Below are 19,047 nucleotides of genomic sequence, written 5' to 3'. Positions count from 1 at the left end.
GTCAGGCGGTTGCCGAGTAGGCAGCGCGCCGCTGCGGTGCGGCGCTCACGGGGTTGAGGTCGGGGTTGGAGCGGGAGTCCGCCTGCTCCTGCGCACGTATCCACGCGTCGAGCGCGTCGACCCTGTACGTCACCCGCCCGCGGGCACCCATCCGGAAACTGGGCGGACCCTGCCGCCGGTGACGCCAGACGTACAGCGTCTTGGGTGAAATGCCGAGATACGCGGCCGTGTCCTGAACCCCGAGAAACGCACGGCCGACGATGGAACGGTGACGAAATTCGGGGGCACCGGCAGAGGGAATCGGAACGACGACGGACAAGCTAAGTTCCTTACGCAGGGGACGGGGGAATAGGCCACTGGCCACGGACAGGCGCAGCGGCCTCCAGGGACCACCAATGGTGCGGAGAATCCCCGGTTTCGGAAACCGGGGATCGTCGGCTATATTCCGCCCACCCGCAGCGACTCGGGGCGGCTCGATGGAGCAGCGAGAAGCGCGTGCGGCGGCGCTCCGAGGGCTGCGGCGATGGCGACGAGGTCGTCGATGTCGCAGCGCCGTACCGTGCGTTCGATGCGGGAGAGTGCGGTGAAGGTCATGGGGCGACCGAGTGCGGTGACCCGGGCGGCGAGCTGACGCTGGGAGTAGCCACGGGCCACGCGGGTGCGTTCGATGGCCTGGGCGGCGGCGCGTCCAGCGGGTCCGATTTCGAGAGGGCGTGGCGGCATTGGTGTGTTGTAGCTTGCCCGCCAGAGACTTGGGAAGGCATTCCCCGTCTGCTGTGAGCGATCCCCGGCCGACATCGGATATCGCGGGCGATTTCGCCGGCCGGGGTTTCGGGTTTACGGTCGTGCGACCGGAAAACCTTTCACGGCCGCTTGAGCCAGGTCTGGACTTCTGGATCCGGGGTGTGGCTGTGTTGTCCACGTGCCCTGGCTCCGCCGGTGTACCTGCCCCGATTTCGAAAGGCGGTCGATCTCCATCGCCCGTATCCGCACCATCAAGCCCGAGGCCTTCGCCTCCGAGTCCCTGGCGGCCGTGTCACTGAGCGCCGAGCGGACCTTCTTCGGCCTGCTCACCCAAGCCGACGACAAGGGCCGCATCCGCGATCAGGCCGCCGTCATCGCCGGACAACTGTGGTCGCTGCGCCGCGAACACGGCCCCGTCGAGGTCGAGGACGACCTGACGCAGCTCGACGCCGCCGGCCTGATCTGCCGCTACGAGGGCGAGGACGGAAGGCAGTACCTGCACGTCGTCGCCTTCGCCCTCCACCAGAAGATCAACCGCCCCAGCATCAGCAGGATCCCGTCCTGCCCGCACCACGACCTCGGCGTCCCGCGTGAGCCCTCACTGCCGGTGCACGGAGCCGTCACGGAGGCCTCCAGGACGGGTCAGACAGCAGGCAGTGAGCCCGCCATGAGCAGGGAATCCGCAGGTCAAGGGCAATTCAGTGAGCCCTCGCAGGCCGTTGCGGGAGGGCTCACTGAGCCTGACGTGAGCCCTCAGCGTCCGGATCTAGGACCTAGGAACAGGGATCTAGGAACTACCCCGTTGGGGGGCGCGAGCGCCCCCGCGCCCCAGACCGTCTCGGCGAAGGACCTCATCACCGAGTACGCCGCGGCCTGCGAGCACCGCCCTCCCTCCACCGTGCTCGGCCAACTCGGGCAGGAGGCCAAGAAGCTCCTCGACGAGGGCATCGACCCCGCCCACGTACGAGCCGGTCTCCACCGCCACCGCGCCAGGGGCCTCCACCCGAAAACCCTGCCCAGCCTCGTACACGAGGTCATGAACGCTGGAATGCCCGCGACCACCGCCGCCCACCGCCCCTGGACCAACCCCACCGACGTCGCCGCTGCCTATGGAGGTGCCCTCTGACCACCACCGCTCTCCCGCGGCCCGCCGACCACGTCGTCCGGGCCATGGCGGGGATCCTGCGCCGCCGGGGCATGGACCCGTCCATCGTGGACTCGCAGGAACCGGAGCCCGCGTCCCAACCGGTCACGTCCCTGGCACTGGCCGACGCCCGCATCCCTCCGCGCTACCGGCAGGCCCTCGCTGATCACCCCGAGGTCGCCGCCTGGGTGGACGAGGTCGTGCGTGCCGGGCGCCCCGGCCCGTCCGGCATGCGGGGCATCGCAGAGGGCCCATCGCTGCTGATCGTCGGCCCCACCGGCACCGGAAAGACCCACCAGGCCTACGGGGCCGTCCGCAGCCTGCTCGCAGCCGGCGTCCGCCTGCGCTGGGAAGCCGTCACCGCCGCCGACCTGTACGCCCGCCTCAGGCCACGGCCAGGGCTCGATGCCGAGCGTGAACTGCACACCCTGGCCCGCTGCCCGCTGCTGGTCCTGGACGACCTCGGCGCCGCCAAAGGCAGCGAGTGGACGGAGGAGCTGGCCTACCGGCTGATCAACCACCGGTACGAGTACCTGCGCCCCACCCTGCTCACGACCAACCTCCCGATCGCCAAGCTCCGCACCGCCCTCGGCGACCGCGTCGCTTCCCGCCTCTCCGAGATGACCCACCGGGTCATCCTCGACGGGCCCGACCGCCGCCGCACCCCCGCCGCTTGAACGCGCCCACCCCTTTGGAGCACCACCCGCTTGACCACCACGTCCCACCGCACGCAGACGGCCGAGCGGTACGCCCTCGCCGTCGCAGGCTGCGTCATCATCGCTCTCACCGCCGCAGGATTCTGGCTCTCCTACGCCCACCTGGCCGAAGTCGCGGGGCGGCACGGCCTCGGGACTTCCCCCACCCGCCAGTGGGCATGGCCCGCCACGCTCGATGCCTTCATCGTCGCCGGCGAAGTGCTCATGCTCCGCGCCAGCCTCCGCCGAGAAGCCGACGGGTGGGCGATCGCCCTCACCGCAGCCGGATCGCTGGGCTCGATCGCCCTGAACGTCGCCGGCGTCAGCAGGTCCGACGGCGTACCGGCCCCAGCCCTCGACTACGTCGTCGCCGCTGTCCCACCAGCAGCCGCGCTCTTCGCCTTCGGCGTCCTCATGCGGCAGATCCACCGCCACGTCGCTGCCGAGGAGTCCCGCCACAGTCGCCGTCCGGTAGGGGAACCCTCAGCGCATCCTGCGGACCTGGACCGCCCCCGCGGGCACTCCGCCACACCCCAGCTCCCGGACCCGGAACGGCACTCAGGCCACGAGGGTGACCGCCCCACTCCGGCTGGCGCCGCACAGGGCGCATCAGTCGATGTGGCGAAAGAGACCGACCAAGTGGCGGAAGCCCACGTCCCGCCAAAGAAGCGCACCGGTCGCAAGCCCGCCGCCACCGACGACGAGCTCTTCGCCATCGCCCTCACCGCCCCGCTCGGACGCGATGGACGCGCGTCAAGCCGCCACATCGAGACGGCTGTCCGTGCACGCGGCCTCTCCATCGGCAGGGACCGGCGGGACAAGATCACCCGGCAGGTCCAAGCCGAACTCGACAGCGGCAGAGCGGACGCCGCGTAGGCCTCCGCCCGAAGTCACGCTGCTCCCCCACGCATCAGTCGCGGCGCGAGCTGGCGTTCGTACGCCCATCCCCACAGCCCCGAAGCCGTTCCAGCCCGACCAACAGGAGGCACGCTCTTGCACGACGACCCCACTGCCACACGTCCCCACAACCTCCAAGCAGGCGGCCCCTACCCAAGCCCCAGATGGAGCAAGTTATCGGCCAAGACGCTCTTCCCCGTCGGGGGAGAGCGTCTCGACCAATCCCGCCCCTGGAGTTGCGGGAGCGGACCGGAGCCAGGGGGCACCGGTCCACCAGGCAGCGACCGAGGGCGGATCGCAGCCGAGGAAAGAGCAGCAGACTGCGTGCGCGAAGTCGCGTGCACCTTCGCTACCGCGCCTGAGCCTCGTACACAACGACGTATCCACAGGGACGGTCAGCGCTCCAAAGTGTGCAGCGTCCGTTTGAACGACGAGCACGCGCTCGTTGCGACCGCCGCCAGGGTCGTCGGCGTCACCGTCGCCTGCTTCGCCCGAGCCGCCCTCAGGACGGTTCCAGGCCTCAGGACCGCCCTACAGATGGACTGCCATCAGACCGGAGTGCGCGGAGCATGGTGGTGTACACCGGAGCATCGGGAAACGGCTGCTGATCACCGATGTGCTGGTACCCCCACCCCTCGTAGAGGGCCTTCACCTTCGGGTGGCCGGGCTCGACGAGCAGCGTGACGCGTTCCTCGGTGCGACCGGCCAGCAGTTCCTCGTGGATCCGGTGCGCCAGGCCCGTGCCCCTCCAGGGAGCACGGACCATGATCTCGAAGAGGGCGAGGGTGCGGGTACCGTCCTCGGTCGTGTCCGCCTCGGGAAGCGGCTGGAGCATGTGGGCCCACCAGCCGGTGTTCTGAGGCAGGGCCGCGGCGTAGGCGTAGCCGGCGGCCTCGCCACCGTCGTAGGCGACCACCGCCTCCCAGGACGGGCGGGAGGAGTGGCCGGTGAGACGACCCTCGAAGCGGTCGACGGAGAAGAACGGGTCCTCGCCGATCTCCTTCTCGTACACCTCGGCGTACACACCGACCAGCGTGGGGCGGATGATGGCCAACTGATCGGTGCCGTAGCGGTGAAGGGTGATCTCGGGGACGGGCATGGTGCTCCTTGTCTCGTGACGGTTCAGGCAGTGCGGGTGCGGTCGTTCCACTGGAGGGTGACGGCGGACTTGGGGGCCGCCTGGTTGAGTGCGGAGGTGAAGCTGCCCAAGAGATGGGGGACCCGGCCCGAGTCGGCGCCGGTCGGAGCTATGACGCGGGTGGCGGTGGCCACGGCCTGCTCGACGTCGCCCTGCGCGACCTGCGCGAGGGCCGCCTGGGACAGGTAGTAGGCGCGGTTGCGGTGCTGGTCGTCGCGGAGGTCCGCGATGCACCGGTGGGCGTGGAACTCGGCCTTCTCTGCTTCGCCGAGCCTGTAGTGGGTGATGCCGGTCAGCCCGTGGAGTTCGCCCCGGGTGTAGAAGGCGACGGAGGACGGACGGGCCTCAGCGGGATCGGCTCGGTCGTAGGCGCCATGGGCCCGGTCCAGGGCTCGGAGGGCCCGGGTCTTGTCACCGAGGCTGGCGGCGGTCAGGGCGATCCGGGAGTGGGTCAGCGAGGCGTAGAGGGGGTCGGTGCGGTGCGCCCGGGTGCCGGTGCAGGCTTCGGCCGCGGCAAGGGCGTCGGCGTACCGGCCCCGCTGTCCGGCGAGCATGGCGGCGTACCGCCAGGTCTGGTGCTGGACCTGTCCGTCTCCGGAAAGTCCTGCGAGGGTGACGGACTGCTCCAGGTAGCGCTGGGCCTCCCCCAGCCGGCGGGCGTCGATGGCGGAGAACATGGCGAAGGCCGTGAAGGATGCGGCGACGGCGTAGAGGCGGGAGCGGACGCGCTGGCTGGCGGAACCGTGCTGCTGGAGGCTGAGCGTACGGGCGGCGAGGTCGGCGGCGCGCCTCTCCAGAACGGGGCCGCCGCCGTTCTGGTCGTCCAGTAGCCACAGTTCGGCCAGGAGGACGCGCAGGCGGTCGACGTCGGAGTGCCCGACGGTGGGTCGGGTGGCTACGGTCGCAGTGCCGGTGGACACGGCGACGGCGGCGCCGGTGGCTACGGAGATGAAGCTTCGACGGCCGAGCACGGGGTCCTCCAGTCGTGCCGGGGGCGTTGTGGGGCGGGGGCGGGCGCGGGGCACGAACCCCAGGTCGGTCGCAGGAAGCCCGGAGACGACCTCCAGGGCCTGCCACTGGCGATCCTGGGGCGAGCGGTTCTCTCCCGACAGCCACCGGTAGACCGTCCGTTCGGTGACGGCGCCTCGGTGGCCTGTGAGGTCTGCCATGGCGTCGTTGACCTGCTCGGCAAGAGCGCCCGCACCGAGCCCGTGTTCCTTCATCCAGGTCTCTAATTCCGCGTTCCGCTTCCGCACCATGCAGCCACGGTAGGGGTGGGGCCGACGTCCGAGGTAGCGGAGGTCGGGACTTTTCGTCAGTGGTCACGCGAGTAGGCACGAGCCGATTCGTCATGTCCAACGCAGCTCGGTCGCGGGTTACTTGTCCGCACAGCTGAACTGGCAGCAGCCGGATGGGAGCGGAATCGTGACCGTACTCGCGCGCGATGTGGCAGCAGTACCGAGCGAAACAGCCACGGTCACCTCCGCCGGCCAGGAGACCGCGATCACCTCTGCGACTGCCGCCGTCGCCGGGGACGTCGAGGCCGCTCTCGCCCTCGCCGACCACCAACCGGCCGGGGAGGCGGCCGTCCGGCTGCGGGATCGGCTGCGCGAGCACGTCCACACCCTCGCGGTGCCTGCCGAACGGTACGCGGACCTACTGCCGGAAAGCCGGGAGAAGGACATCGCGGCCGGCACCGTGCGGTTCGCCCGCAAGGTCACCCGGGACTGCGGGAGCGATCCGGCGATAGCGCTGCGGCTGCTGGCCAAGTCAGTGGCCTACCTCGCCCGGTACACGGACCTCCTGCGGTCTACCTGAACCGCTTCCGGCGCCGGCCTGCCCGGAGGCGCCGCTACCGGAAGCCCCACCACCTGCCCGGCCCCGGCAGGTGACAACAGCGCCCCACCGACCGTCGTCTCCTCCACATACGGGCGAGGAGGCGGCCACCGTTCCCCGGCTCGCGCCGGGCCCGTCGAATCTCGCCCTGGAGGCACCCGCGTGTACGCGATCGGCATGTGCGTCGATGGCCGCTACCTGTTGCCCGCCCTGGTCACGCTCGGGTCGGTCGCCGACCACCTGCCGGTGGCCGACCGCCGCGAGAGCGCGGTACGGGTACTGACCAACGGCCTGTCCCCGGGGCAGGCCGCCGTGATGGAGTCCTTCGCCCGCCGCTGCGGGTTCGGCTCCTTCGACCTGCGTTGGCAGACCCCGCCGGCCGAGAGCGTCATGGCGGACACCGCCTACATCTCCGTCGCCACCTACCTGAGGTTCGGGTTCACCCCCGGCTTCCTCGACCGGCCGTTCCTGATCTACGTGGACGCGGACGTACACGTGCGCGGCGACGTCTCCGCGCCCCTGGACGGACTGCCAGCGGACCGGATCGGCGCCGTGCAGGACGAGTTCAACCCGGCCGTCGGGCAGTGCCCGGCACTCCCCGGAGTCGCCGAGCGCTGGCCCCACCTCGTCGGGCGCACCTACTTCAACGCCGGGATGCTGTGGGTGCCCGCGCCGATGCTCGCCCCCATGCGGGCCGGGGTCCAGCGGGCCCTGGTCGGCGGACGGCAGTACATCAAGCACAACGACCAGTGCGCCCTGAACCTTTGGCTGCTGTCCTCCGGGGCCGCGCACCCGGTCGGGCCGATGTTCAACCGGTTCGAGGTGGACCGGTTCCTCCAGCGGGGGGACTGGGTCCGCAGGGTCCTCCGCCGTCCGGTCACCCGCCGGGACGGGCACGTGGTGCACTTCGTCGGGGGCCACAAGCCGTGGATGCGCTCGTGCCCCGGCACCGAGGACGTACGTGTCTACCGGCAGCAGATGCACCGCACCCTGCGGCACCTGGCCGGGGCGGGCGCCCGGTGACCGGCGGCACGCTCCCGGCAGTGGAGCGAGCCTGCGCGGAGCTGGCCGGGTCGGCTCCGGCCGAGACGGTCCGGGTCCGCCGTGGGCCGAAGACGGCTGTCTACCGCGTCCGTCTCGCCGACGGCCGCCGGGTGGTGGTCAAGCTGTTCGCGGCCGACACCAACCACGGAGCGGCCGACGAGGCCCGCCTCCTGGCCGCCGTCACCGCCGCCGGGCGGGTGCGGGTACCGGTCGTAATCGGGCACGGCCCCGTTCCCGGTCTGACAGTCTCAGCCCTGGTCACCGCCGATGCCGGACCGAGCACCTTGGGCCGCGCCGTCCGGGCCGGGCAGATCCCACGTCCCGCGGCCCTGCTGCGGCTCGCCCTGCTGATGGCGGCCTTCCACAGCACCAAGGCCCCGCCCGGCGTCCCCCTGGCGCCGGGCATCGGCCAGCAGGTCAGCGCCCTTGCCACCCACTGCCCCAAACAGCTCTTCGTCCGGCTCGCGCCCGCCCTGGAAGTCATCGCAGCCGGGGCCCGCGTGGAACGGCTGGTGTGGTGCCACGGAGACCTCCACCTGGAGAACGTGGTCCGCGGAGACGACCTACGCCTCACCTCCGGCGAACACGGCCGGCTTCGCCTCCCCGACTACCTCGTGGACTTCGAGGCCGCGACCGTGGAAGTCCCCGAATACGACCTCGCCCAGACCCTCGTGACCTGCGACGCCCTGGAACCGTCCGACCGGATGTTCATGGCCGCCGCCTACGGGCGGCCCCTCGACACCCGCCTCCTGGACGCCTACGTGGCCTTCCAAGCCGTACGCGGCTGGACCTACGCCGCCCAACGGGAGGGCCGCGACCGCGACGCCTGGGCGGCACGCCTGCACCTTGCCCTGCCCCCGCAACCAGGAAGGACCGTGCTGTGACCGATCCCGATCTGTCGGTGATCATCCCCGCATACAACGAGGCCAAGTACCTGCCCCGCTACCTGCCCACCGTCTTCGCGTCCCTCCGAGCCTGGGAATCCCTCTCCGGCCTCGTCGGAGAGGTGATCGTGGTGGACAACGCCTCCACCGACGACACCGCGACCGTCGCAAAGGAGCTGGGGGCCAAGGTGGTGACAGAGCTGGTCCGCAGCATCGGCCTGGTCCGCAACACCGGAGCCCGCGCAGCCGAGGGGCGAATGCTGTTCTTCGTCGACGCCGACGTGGCCCTACCGCTGGAGGGGATCACCGCCGCCGTGGCCGCGATGGACGCCGGGGCCGTCGGTGGGGCCATCCCACCGCTCTACACCCCCGCCCGGTTCGGGGCCCGTCTGCTCTGCGCCTACTGGGACCATCACCGCGCCCGCCACGGCGGCGCCCAAGGCGTCAACCAGTTCTGCACCCGAGACGCCTTCAAGGCTGTACACGGTTACCGGCCGGACTACTTCATGAGTGAGGACATGGAGTTCTTCGCCCGACTGACCGCCTACGGCCGCCGCACGGGCGGGCCGGTTGCGGTCCTCGAAAACCTTCGCGTGCGGCCCTCCACCCGCCGCTACGACGCCTGGTCCACGGCCCGGATGCTCTGGTGGCAGAACCCGCTGATTGTCCGCCTCGGCCTGACCTCGCCCCGCTTCTGGCGCAACTGGTACGCCACCACCATCCGATGATCGGAGAACCTCAGGTGACCCGCCTTCCCCTGCCGGACGCCGACGGCATCTACACCTTCCCCACCGACCTCCTGACCGCGCACCGGTCCTGGATGGACTCCTTGACCGGGTCGAAGGAGATCATGACGCTGACGGCGCCGCTGACCCTCGCGCCGTACTGGATCGAGCCGCGCAAGCCGTCCGGGCGTCCGGTGGTCGTCATCGAACCCCACCACGACGACTTCGTCCTTTCCGCCTCAGGGACCTTCCTCGCCCGTCCCCGACCGCTGACCGTGGTCACCGTCTTCACCCGCTCGCGCAGCGTCCACCCCTCCCTCGAAAGCACCTACAACAGCGTGGAGGCGGTCTCCGAGCTCCGCGACCGCGAAGCCGCCCAGTCCCTGTTGCCCCTGGGAGCGGCCCGGGTCGGGCTGGGGCACAAGGACGCCGAGAAGCCGTACCGGGCACCCGTGCCCGCGCAGGTGGACCGGATCACCTCCGAGCTCGCCGAGGTGCTGGACCGGATGGACGACGCGGAACTGCTCGCCCCGGCCGCCGTCACCCGACACCCCGATCACCTCGCCGTCCACGAGGCGGCGCGCCGCCTGGGCTGCCGGTGGTTCTGGGAGGACGCCGCCTTCTGGTCCACATACGCCTTGTCCGGATGCGACCGGCAACTGTTCCGGCAGCGGGCACGCGGCATCCTCACCCCGGAGGTCGAGGACATCACGGGCACCGCCCTGGACAAGGTGACCCTGCTCCACATGCACGGCTCGCAGATGCACCCCGCGCGGAAGATGTACCGGCCGATCCGGCACGCCCACACCGTCGCCGCCAACCTGCTGCCCGACCCGGACGGCCGTCCACGCGGCCAGTTCGCAGAACGCTTCTACCGGGTCGGGGGGTCGTGGTGATCCTCGGACTGGAAGGCCCCTCTTACGGGGGCAAGACCTCCGCCCTGGGACGGCTGCGCCGGGTGCCGGCGATGCGGGACGCGATGTTCTTCCCCTGCTACGTGAAGTCGTTCGCGCGCCGCGAGGACATCCCCACCCCCGCCACCCGGTCCGCCGCCGAGCAGGTGGAGGCGTTCGTGACGTTCATGGAGATCGAGGGCGAGCGCGTGCTTGCAGCCCGCCGGCACGGCGGGCTGGTCGTCCTGGACCGGACCGTCGACACCCTCCTCGCCCACGCCCAAGCCATGGACGAGATCCACGGCTTCGGCATCCTGCCGGAACTGTGCCGGCGGGTCGAGGAGATGCCGCACCTCAGGCCGGACCACACCCTGTACCTGGACGTGACGCCCGAGCTCTTGCACCTGCGGCGCAAGGCGGCTGGACACCATGAGGTCGAGCCCGAGTACTTCCTCCACGACCCCGCCTTCCTCACGCACTTCCGCGACTACTTCTGCCGCCCCGTCCGCAGCCCGGCGACTGCGGAGTTGGCTATCGCCTCCGGGGACGGCGACCGGCAGGAGACTGCCGCCGTCGTGCAAGCCCTCTTCACGTACTGGGCGGGTGTCCGGTGACCGGCCCGACGGTGCTGTTCGCATGGCGGCGGACCCCGCCACCGCTGCTGATCGGGGGCGCGGAGGTCTCCCAGCAGCTCCTGGCGGAAGAGTTCGTCCGGGCCGGCTGGCGGGTCGTCTACCTCGGCAGCCACGAGGCCCCCTGGAACGGGTCCGCCCAGATCGGCCACCTGCGCGCCCACCTCCGGGCCCACGGAACCGTGTGGGAGGAGGCCGGCGGAGAGGTCCGCTACCAGTGGAACGGCGTCTCGTGCCGGGCCGTGCCGCAAGACAGGGTGGAAGCGACGCTGAAGGGCCTCCTGGCCGAGGCCCGGCCGGAGCTGGTGGTGACCTCGCAGGAACGGGCGGCCGACCTCGCCGCCCTTGCCCGCCGGTCCTCGCGGGTCGCCGGATGGCTGCACTCGGTCTCGGCCAACAGCATGGGCGTCCTCCACGGCCGACCGCACGTCGCCCTCGCCACGTCGAAGTTCGTCGCCGGACGGGCCCAGGCCCAGGCCGACATGAAGGCGGTCGTCTTCTACCCGCCGTTCGCGCCGGCCGAAGGCGCCGGGCCCCTCCTCGCCGCGGGGCGCGGCACAGCCAGCCGCGTCCCCGGCGGCGTGCTGATGGTGAACCCCATCCCAGCCAAGGGCGCAGCCCTCCTGCACCAGCTCATCCTCCGGTTGCCCGCCTGCCGGTTCACCCTCGTCGAGGGCTGGTGGGACCCGGCTGGCGAGTTCACCGCGTACCCGAACGTCCACTGGGTTCCCCGCACCTACGCCATGGGCCCGATCTACGCCGCGAACGACCTGCTGCTCGTGCCCTCCCAGGTCGAGGACGCCTTCCCCCGGGTGATCGTGGAAGCCGGACTCCACGGCGTCCCCACGATCGGCTCGTCCCGCGGCGGCATTCCCGAGGCGGTGAGAGACGGCGGAATCTGCCTCCACCCCGACGACGTGGACGGCTGGGTGCAGGCGATCGAGTCGGCCGACCGGACCGGTCTCGGCACGAAGGCCCGCGCCGGGGCAACACCGCTGGTCCGGCCGTGCCTGCCCGAGCTGGCTGCCGCCGGGCTGATCCCGGCGGTAGCAGCAGCCGGCTAACGGGCCGCGTAGGCGGCCTGCACCTCGTCGGCGCGGTCTGTCCACCAGTTCAGCAGTGCCTCGTCCGTCAGGAACATCTCGCCGAAGGTGGGGTCCTGGCGGTCGAGGTAGAACTCCAGCTGCCAGAAGTCAGTCAGCCGCTTCCACCACAGCCGCTTCACCGCGTCGGCGAGGTCACCCTCGGCCAGATTGATCACGGACCGGTATCCGGAGCAGAACGCGGCGACGCGGTCGAGGTCGAAGCCACCACCGACCCCGAACTGCACCTGCGCGGTCCGCGCGACCTCCTCCCCGTACGGACGGACCCCGAGCCGGTCCCAGTCCAGGACCGCCACCACCCGGCCGTCCCGGCGCAGCAGGTTGCGGTACTGGAAATCGCCGTGCGTCCACCCGTACGGCCCGGCCGGCACCTCGCCGTCCGGCCGGGCATCGGCGTACCGGGCGAGGAGACCTCGGCGGCTGTACAGAGCCTCGGCGGCGGCCTTGTCGAAGTCGGTCACCGGATCGGCCGGGAAGCGGCTCAGAAGCGCAGCAGCTGCCTGCTCTGCCTCGGCCACATCGCGGACCTTCGCCACCGGTGCCTGTTCCGGGACCGGGCCGGGCCCGTGCCGCCGCAAGCCCTCGTGCAAGCGGCCCAGGAGAGCACCGAGATCGCGGACCTGGTCGAGCGGGAGGTCCGTCCCTTGAAGGTGCTCACCGTCCACCCACGGCAGGACGCAGTAGCCGTGACCACCAACTTCGACCACCAAGTCCCCACTCGCGTCGACCAGCGGCGCCAGCACCGGGATGCCCTCCCGCGCCAGGTCCACGAGGACCGCGAGGTTCCTGCGAGCCTTCGGCAGAGGAACGTCGGTGATCTCCTTGAGCGCGTACACGCCGGCCGCCGTCACGAGACGCCAGTTCCGGTTCATCAGGCCATGGGCAAGGAACTGCCGATCGCTTACCGCGCCCAGCCCGAACGCGTCGGACAGGGTGGGCAGCACTGCCGCCAGACCGTCTTCTCGAGTCGTATCCGTCACCCCGAGCACGGTACGCCGATGCCGAACCTCGCAGCTGGTTTCGTCACCGAGGCCCCGACAGAGAGTCGGAGGAAGAAGCGAGCCGGAATCGCCCGCCCCCACCGGCTCGCCTGACTCCGTCCGTGGCGGAGCCGGAACCGTCCCGGCTGCCTCACTACCCTGGCCGACGGACCACCGGCGGCCGTACGACGATCGGGAGACCATGACCACGCCCTCCACCGCCCGCATCGAAGACCTCCTCCAGACCGGCGTGCGCGAGGAGGTCTACCCCGGCGCGGTGTGGGCGGTCGGGGACGCCGACGGCACCCGCGCGAGCGGAGCCGTCGGCCTCCTCGACCCCGACCGGCCCGACGAGCCCATGCGGCTGGACACCGTCTTCGACGTGGCCAGCCTCACCAAGATCCTCGCCGTCTGGTCCACGATCGGCACGCTCGTCGAAGAGGGCAAGCTCGACCTCCACGCCCCTCTGGGCACCTTTTGGGACAAGGTCGCCGGCCACCCCCTGGCCCGGGCCACGGCCCACCACCTCCTGACCCACACCGCAGGCCTGCCCCTGCGCGCCAACCTGAAGAACCTCTACGGCACCGACCCCCAGGACATCCGCGACGGCGTCCTCCACGAAGCACTCCACCGCCCGCCGGGCGAGGCCGTCGAGTACACCGACCGTGCCGCCCTCGTTCTCGGCTACCTCGCCGAGCACCTGTCGGGTCAGCCCCTGGACCGGCTCGCCACCGCCCGCGTCTGGCACCCCCTGGGCATGGCCCACACCGGCTTCGGCCCCCTCCCCGCCGCCGAGGCTGCCCGCTGCGCCCCCACCGAGTACGACGAGTCCACCGGCACCCACCTCATGGGCACCGCCCACGACTTCTCCGCCCGCCTCCTCGGCGGCTTCTGCGGCATCGCCGGCACCTTCTCCGTCCTCGACGACCTCGCCCTCTTCCTCCGCCACATGCTCGCCCCCGCCCAGGCCGCCTTCGGTCCGACCTGGATCAAGGACTCCCTCCGCCTCCAGACCGGCGCCCTCACCCCCGCCCGCGGCCTCTTCTGGCACCCCGCCCCCGGCACCGCTGACGACCAGGACGTCTGGGTCCACTACGGCTTCACCGGCACCGGCATGTGGGTCTCCCCCGCCCAGGAAAGGTGGGCAGTACTGCTGACCAACAAGCTCTACTACACCCGCGACCGCCAGCCGCTGAGCGATGTCCGTGACGCCTTCCGCCAGGAGTCATTTGCCTGACGCTACCGTGCGGCCCAAAGCAGACGCCGCTGTCATCGACCGCAAACGGCTTCAAGGACGAGGACTCGTGGCCCTGCTGGACACAAGTGGCGAAAAAGAAGCGTCGCCGACTCCTGCTAACGATCGAGATGTTGAGGCCCTGTTCCCACATGCTTCACCCGCACCTATTCTCGCGATCAAGCAGCGAGGGGGAGGGCGCGTGGCAGGCGAAGCGACAAGCTGGCAGAAGGAACAGATCAGCCGCGCGTACGTACACGCACTCGCTTCCCAAGGCGGTTACACCGTGGGGGAGTGGAACGTCGACAAAGACGGTGTGGACGTCACTCTCCGGGATCGCGGCCTAATGGTCGACATTCAGCTCAAGTGCACGCAGAGTCCGCGGGTCATCCGAGGCGGGTACAGCTTCGACCTAGATGTTGAGACATACGACAAGCTGCGCAGCACGGAACGCTCGGCACCTGGGCACCTGGTGCTCTTGGTGGTGCCACCCAACCTCGAACTATGGGTCACCCAGCACTCGGATTCCGTCGTGCTCGCCTGTCACGGATATTGGGCCTGCTTGCACGGTCGCCACTCGGTGGCCAGCCGGGCCACGACCGCGATCAGCCTCCCTGAGGAGCAACAGCTCTCGGTGAAGTCCATGCGCGGCATGTTCGACATGGCGCGCAGCATTCTTCTCTCCGGCAGCGCGGGGGTGCACTGACATGGCTACCGACACGCTTCCCTTCGGACCCGACGAGATCCGCAGCTATCTCAAGGTCACCGGCTGGTCCACTGTGTCCGGCAGTGACGTGGCCGAGCTCTGGCGCCTGCCGGGGCCCGCCGAGGAAGTCGTACTCGTTCCCATGAAGCCGGGGGCACCAGACTTCGGGAAGCGCGCACGCATGCTCGTCGAAGACCTGGCGCGTGTCAGCGCCGAAGACATGCGGACCGTGCAGGACGCCATCGCGTCCATCTTTCACGACGTCACGGACCTCAGGGCCTCCCACCCCACCATCCGCGACGGATCCATTCCCCTTGACGCCGGTTTCGAGTTGTTCCAGTCCGCCAAGCGCCTCCGCGTGGCATCGGCCGCGGCCACCATCCGCCGTCAGGGACACTTTCGAAACTTTCCCACCCGCGCCCGGGAACAGGCCCGCGACGTCCGCCTCGGGCAGACTCGCAAGGGCTCGTACATCGTGCCCATCATCAGCCAAGCGCGGTCGCCGCTGGACGTGTACGAGCGGGGACAGCAACAGATCGACATCGAGGTCGAGGAGACGCTCTTCGACCGACGAGTCACCGCGACCATGTCACGCGCCCTGGGGGTGCTGGAGGAAATGGCTGGTGCCGAGCGGGTACCCACCCCCAGCGAAATCACGGATTCCATCGGAGAAGGCGTCTCGTACGAGCTGTGCCAAGCTCTCTCGAAGGTCGTGAACAGCGAAGCGGTCGACAGGCTGGACGTTACCTTCCACTGGTCCCGCGTGGCGGCGGCTCCGCCCGGCACGCCACGTGAAGTCGAGTTCAACCACGATGCCATGGCGATCGTGGAACGGGTGTCCGATCAGCTCAAGACGAGTGTCTACAGTCGCGAGAACGTGATCTTCGGCTTGGTGACCCACCTGAACCGGCATCCGGACGACGAGACGGGCAAGGTGGGCGTCCAAGCCCTTATCCAGCGACGCAGCCGCACGGTTTGGATGGACCTCCCTGACGCCGGCTACCACGAGGCAGTGCGGTGCCATGACTCCGGCATCCCCGTACGTGTCCGTGGGGTGCTCAACTGCCCGCCCGGAGGATCCGCCACCATGCAGGTCGCCGACTTCGGGCCGGATCCGTCCCTGGGGCAGTAGCCGCTCGCACCTAATGCCGAACGCTTGCACGAGGCCTGCCCTATCAGTCCCCTCCCTGGCAGCCCGTCGTATCGGCGGGCAGCCCCAGGAAGCGACCTGGTGCCACGGTCGGGACAAGTAGGCTGCTTGTCGGACCTGACGGGGAGAGAGCGATGCAGTACTGCGAACGCCACGAAATGCACAACTGCGCAGACTGCGCTCCCCGCGCACCGCGCAGTAGCGCACCCACCAGCGAATGGGACGGCTGGCCAGCGGCTGCGATCATCATCCACGCCAGCGGCAAAGCCCACCTGCCCGGCTGCACGCACATCGTTCCGGCCGACATCCAGCCACCCCGCTATGGCTGGATCACCGCCCCGTCCCCCGGGGCATGGCGCCGCCTCTCGCCCTCAAACCCGATCCACGCCACCCAGGGCAACCCCGAGCGGGTGGCTGTGAGCCGCTGCGAGAGCTGTGACGCGACGCAATAGGGACGCTCGACCCTGGCGCCATGTCCTCGCGCACGCGTGCTCCTGTCTGCCTCTTGGGTCAGGGGTGGGTCTCGTCCACCCCTGACCCGAAGGGATCTCTCGTAGCCAGGACACACTCAGCCCGTGTCGGGCAGGATCGGATGGGTTCGCCAGAGTTCCGACCAAAGAGGGGGCACCACCTTGAACGCGTCCACGATCCAGAACGCCCGCCGCTTGGTCGCCCTCTTTGCCACAGAGGACCCCGAGATGACTGCGCGGGAGCTACTCGAGCGCATCGACGAGTTCGCCGAGAGCATCAGCTCAGCCACCGAGCGGTCAAAGTGTCGCAACTGCCGGAAGCCCATCGAGCTGGGCCCTGGCGAAGACAACTGGGTCCATTGCAACCCTGCCCGCAATCGGGGCTGCAGGGCAGCGTCCTTCGACTACGACGCCGAGTCTGCGTGGGACGAGTCTCTGGCCCGTTCTTGGAAGGCCCAGCCTTCGGCCTGAGATACGGCCGGCACGGATGTCATCCCCGACGCCCTCCAGCTATCCGCTAGCGGGTGCAATCATACGTAAGGGCGACCTACCAGCCTGGCCCCGACCGCAGGCAGTCCAGGCGGCTCGCACCTCTTCCTCACCACCACCGCGAGGGCGTGCCCAAAACCATGCCCTTGAGGACGGTCAACAGTCGTCAGAACCGGTTCCCAAAGGCCCCCGAGCGGAGCCCGTCGCGGCCTGTATGCGCAGTTCCCCCGTGACAGCGACACTACTCCCCCAGTCAGTCACCGCGTGGACGGCATCCGCTCCGTGCAGGTCGAGGCGGCCCTCCAGGAAACGGGCGTACGCCTCCGCCGCGACAGCGGAGTTCTGGAGGCCAAGGAACTCCGCAGGCGCGCCACCCATAATGAAGACTGGCCTACCCATGAGTCGTGACCCTTCTCAGGTCCCGTCGATCCACACTAGGTGGGCCCTCAACTATCAGGATCGTCGCCAGGTCCCTTGTATGGGGCGCTCGGGCATCTGGCTAGGTCGGCCCAGGCGCCCCTGGGACCCTGCGGCGAGCCAACTGGCCCACCGGTCGATGAATTCCTCCGGCTCGGCAACTTCCAGAGGCATGAAGGGCCAGGCAACCTGCCGAACGTCAATACCCGGCCCCACGGCACCCCTGGCCGCCGAGTCGGGGAGGAGTGCGAACGGCTCGATGGCGGACCCCTGGGCCATGAGCGGAGTGGTCATGAACGCGGTTTCGAACCAGCGGTACTCCCCTTGCACTTGGGCATCGCAGTACCACAGGGAGTGGCTGCGGCCCTGATAGGCACTGGCCTCCTTCAAGCGCAGCGACATCGCGGCATACGCGATGATGTCGAAGGGCGGCCTCGTACCATTGCTCCAGACTTCGGGGGCAGCGGTGCGGGCATAAGAGAAGGCCAGGCCAGCCTGACCAAGCTCAAACGTCCATCCACCGTCCTTACCGCGGTCGAGTCTGCCTGTCGGAGCGGCTTCAGCGAAGGCCGTGAGACACGCGTCCGAGAACCGGGAAAGCAGGCTCTCTGCGGCACGAACCAGGTCTTCCCGGCGTTCCTGTTCAGTCCGATACTCAGACCTGCGCCGGTGCTCCTCGGCCTTCCGCACGACTTCACCGCGATCCGCCGCCGCCAGCACCGCCAGCCCGCCTGCAAGGGGTTGCTGGACCATTCTGTCCAGCTTCGCCAGCATGTTGGCCGGTGTCGGCCGGGCCTGGGGCGGCTTGAGTAGACACTCCTCCACGAGCGCCGCCAGGCGGGTTGGCACCCCGGTCAGGGCAGGAGGCAGCGTATGAAGATGTTGGTCGTGGTAATCGGAGACTTTCGGCCCTCGGAACGGTAGATCGCCAGTGAGTAGCTGATGGGCAATGACGCCAACTGAGTAGATGTCGGTCGCCGTAGTGGCCCGCTCGTTCCTCCACACTTCCGGGGCCATGTAGGGGCGAGTGCCAGCGCCTTTCCAAGTGTGGGTCGCCGTTGCGGCATCTGCGTAGCGGGCCAGGCCAAAGTCAGCCAAACACCAGTGCCCGTCTAGGAACAGGATGTTCGCCGGCTTCAGGTCCCGATGCACGACGCCACCGTCCAACCCTTCGAGTGCGATGGCGATGTCCCGCAGCACAGCCACCGTCTCGTCGACGGAGAGCACGCCCCCAGAGTCCCGCAAGTAGGCATCGAGTGGTCTCTCTGCCCTGGGCATGACGATCACCCAGGCGTCGTCGTGTTCACCACTATCGATGATCGGAACGACGTTAGGGGCACCATTTCCCTTGAACAGCAACTCACGCTCCGCCCCAGGTTCCTTAGGTATCAGCTTCACCACCGCAAGTTCGCCTTCAAGGGAACAAGCCTCGAAGACGCGCCCGAACCCTCCCTCTCCCAGCTGGCTACCCAGCTCCCACTCGCTCCGCTGCAGCTTCAGCTTCTCCACACGGGCCTCGCACTTGTCGGTGTCCGGGCGCGCATTCGCGCTCATCCCATCATGGCGTAGGCCACTGACACAGCGTGCTGCAAGCGGATCCCGCAGCCCGGCCGGTCGCGGGCCTGCTGGCTCCTCCCCCAGCACAGAGGCAGTGCCCCGAACCGAAGTCAGTGGAGTTCGATGCCCCACGGGCAATTCGTCCGAGACAACTCTCGGAGTGGAGTTCGGTACGGTGCGGGCTGGGGAGAGTCTGGGGAGAATGAAGCCCCTTGGGGAGCGGCTGGGGAGGATCGGCCGCATCGATCGGCAGTACGGCGAAAGGGCCGGAAAGCCGGGTCGTCGCAGGTCAGAGCGCCTGTCCGGCCT

19 protein-coding genes are annotated in these 19,047 nt (G+C 69.6%); 13 read left to right on the top strand and 6 right to left on the bottom strand.

The genetic code is table 11. The features are described from left to right. Nucleotide 1: 1 nt before the first annotated feature. On the bottom strand, nt 2–319 hold the full coding sequence (locus ACIF6F_RS03805) for a helix-turn-helix transcriptional regulator (protein WP_399940799.1): 318 nt from the start codon (nt 317–319) through the stop codon (nt 2–4). Between the two features lie 119 nt (nt 320–438). Continuing rightward, entirely contained in the window at nt 439–723 is a 285-nt protein-coding gene (locus tag ACIF6F_RS03800) for a helix-turn-helix domain-containing protein (RefSeq protein WP_399940796.1), read from the bottom strand. A gap of 253 nt (nt 724–976) precedes the next feature. On the opposite strand from ACIF6F_RS03800, the gene ACIF6F_RS03795 reads away from it, so the two are divergent. The 3 genes from ACIF6F_RS03795 to ACIF6F_RS03785 are packed head-to-tail and all read left to right on the top strand — an operon-like array spanning nt 977 to nt 3,459. Then, complete coding sequence (locus ACIF6F_RS03795; protein ID WP_399942117.1) at nt 977–1,870, top strand: hypothetical protein; 894 nt, start codon at nt 977–979, stop codon at nt 1,868–1,870. A 44-nt stretch (nt 1,871–1,914) separates the two neighbouring features. Continuing rightward, nucleotides 1,915–2,565 (top strand): ATP-binding protein, encoded by a 651-nt coding sequence (locus ACIF6F_RS03790; protein WP_399940793.1) that lies wholly within the window; start codon nt 1,915–1,917, stop codon nt 2,563–2,565. A 30-nt stretch (nt 2,566–2,595) separates the two neighbouring features. Beyond that, on the top strand, nt 2,596–3,459 hold the full coding sequence (locus ACIF6F_RS03785) for a DUF2637 domain-containing protein (protein ID WP_399940790.1): 864 nt from the start codon (nt 2,596–2,598) through the stop codon (nt 3,457–3,459). A 541-nt stretch (nt 3,460–4,000) separates the two neighbouring features. Here the strand turns inward: ACIF6F_RS03785 and ACIF6F_RS03780 are convergent. Both ACIF6F_RS03780 and ACIF6F_RS03775 read right to left on the bottom strand, forming a co-directional pair. Further along, nucleotides 4,001–4,579, bottom strand: coding sequence for a GNAT family N-acetyltransferase (locus tag ACIF6F_RS03780; RefSeq protein ID WP_399940788.1), 579 nt, complete (start codon nt 4,577–4,579; stop codon nt 4,001–4,003). 23 nt (nt 4,580–4,602) lie between these two features. Further along, nucleotides 4,603–5,877: a Tat pathway signal protein gene (locus ACIF6F_RS03775; protein WP_399940785.1), complete on the bottom strand. Its 1,275-nt coding sequence runs from the start codon at nt 5,875–5,877 to the stop codon at nt 4,603–4,605. Nucleotides 5,878–6,043: 166 nt separating this feature from the next. On the opposite strand from ACIF6F_RS03775, the gene ACIF6F_RS03770 reads away from it, so the two are divergent. From ACIF6F_RS03770 to ACIF6F_RS03740, 7 genes are all read left to right on the top strand, one after another. After that, nucleotides 6,044–6,436 carry a hypothetical protein gene (locus ACIF6F_RS03770; RefSeq protein WP_399940782.1) on the top strand — a complete coding sequence of 131 codons (393 nt, stop codon included), beginning with the start codon at nt 6,044–6,046 and terminating at the stop codon, nt 6,434–6,436. A gap of 180 nt (nt 6,437–6,616) precedes the next feature. Beyond that, nucleotides 6,617–7,477, top strand: a complete 861-nt coding sequence (locus ACIF6F_RS03765; protein WP_399940779.1) for a glycosyltransferase family 8 protein — start codon at nt 6,617–6,619, stop codon at nt 7,475–7,477. Nucleotides 7,478–7,497: 20 nt separating this feature from the next. Then, nucleotides 7,498–8,382, top strand: coding sequence for a phosphotransferase (locus tag ACIF6F_RS03760; protein ID WP_399940776.1), 885 nt, complete (start codon nt 7,498–7,500; stop codon nt 8,380–8,382). Continuing rightward, complete coding sequence (locus tag ACIF6F_RS03755; RefSeq protein WP_399940774.1) at nt 8,379–9,110, top strand: glycosyltransferase; 732 nt, start codon at nt 8,379–8,381, stop codon at nt 9,108–9,110. Before ACIF6F_RS03760 ends, ACIF6F_RS03755 begins: the two co-directional genes overlap by 4 nt. A 14-nt stretch (nt 9,111–9,124) precedes the next feature. Beyond that, nucleotides 9,125–10,003, top strand: coding sequence for a PIG-L deacetylase family protein (locus ACIF6F_RS03750; protein WP_399940772.1), 879 nt, complete (start codon nt 9,125–9,127; stop codon nt 10,001–10,003). Continuing rightward, complete coding sequence (locus tag ACIF6F_RS03745; RefSeq protein ID WP_399940771.1) at nt 10,000–10,614, top strand: hypothetical protein; 615 nt, start codon at nt 10,000–10,002, stop codon at nt 10,612–10,614. The genes ACIF6F_RS03750 and ACIF6F_RS03745 overlap by 4 nt, the downstream gene beginning before the upstream one ends. Beyond that, entirely contained in the window at nt 10,611–11,696 is a 1,086-nt protein-coding gene (locus ACIF6F_RS03740; protein WP_399940769.1) for a glycosyltransferase, read from the top strand. The genes ACIF6F_RS03745 and ACIF6F_RS03740 overlap by 4 nt, the downstream gene beginning before the upstream one ends. Here the strand turns inward: ACIF6F_RS03740 and ACIF6F_RS03735 are convergent. Continuing rightward, nucleotides 11,693–12,724, bottom strand: a complete 1,032-nt coding sequence (locus tag ACIF6F_RS03735) for a phosphotransferase (protein WP_399942114.1) — start codon at nt 12,722–12,724, stop codon at nt 11,693–11,695. The two genes, ACIF6F_RS03740 and ACIF6F_RS03735, sit on opposite strands and share 4 nt — an antisense overlap. Nucleotides 12,725–12,917: 193 nt before the next feature. Between ACIF6F_RS03735 and ACIF6F_RS03730 the strand changes: the two genes are divergently transcribed. From ACIF6F_RS03730 to ACIF6F_RS03720, 3 genes are all read left to right on the top strand, one after another. Further along, on the top strand, nt 12,918–13,952 hold the full coding sequence (locus tag ACIF6F_RS03730) for a serine hydrolase domain-containing protein (protein ID WP_399940767.1): 1,035 nt from the start codon (nt 12,918–12,920) through the stop codon (nt 13,950–13,952). Between the two features lie 67 nt (nt 13,953–14,019). Next, nucleotides 14,020–14,655 carry a DUF4365 domain-containing protein gene (locus ACIF6F_RS03725; protein ID WP_399940764.1) on the top strand — a complete coding sequence of 212 codons (636 nt, stop codon included), beginning with the start codon at nt 14,020–14,022 and terminating at the stop codon, nt 14,653–14,655. Nucleotide 14,656: 1 nt separating this feature from the next. After that, the gene (locus ACIF6F_RS03720; protein ID WP_399940762.1) at nt 14,657–15,787 is read left to right on the top strand and encodes a hypothetical protein; all 1,131 of its coding nucleotides are present in this window, start codon (nt 14,657–14,659) and stop codon (nt 15,785–15,787) included. Nucleotides 15,788–17,217: 1,430 nt separating this feature from the next. Here ACIF6F_RS03720 and ACIF6F_RS03715 read toward each other — a convergent pair. Further along, a complete protein-coding gene (locus ACIF6F_RS03715; protein ID WP_399940760.1) occupies nt 17,218–18,735 on the bottom strand; it encodes a serine/threonine-protein kinase in 1,518 nt (505 codons plus the stop codon). Nucleotides 18,736–19,047: the final 312 nt, after the last annotated feature.

Source organism: Streptomyces sp. NPDC086023, assembly GCF_044540325.1.
Lineage (GTDB): Bacteria > Actinomycetota > Actinomycetes > Streptomycetales > Streptomycetaceae > Streptomyces.
The sequence above is the reverse complement of the archived record's forward strand: the minus strand, read 5'-3'. Positions and strand labels throughout refer to the sequence as shown.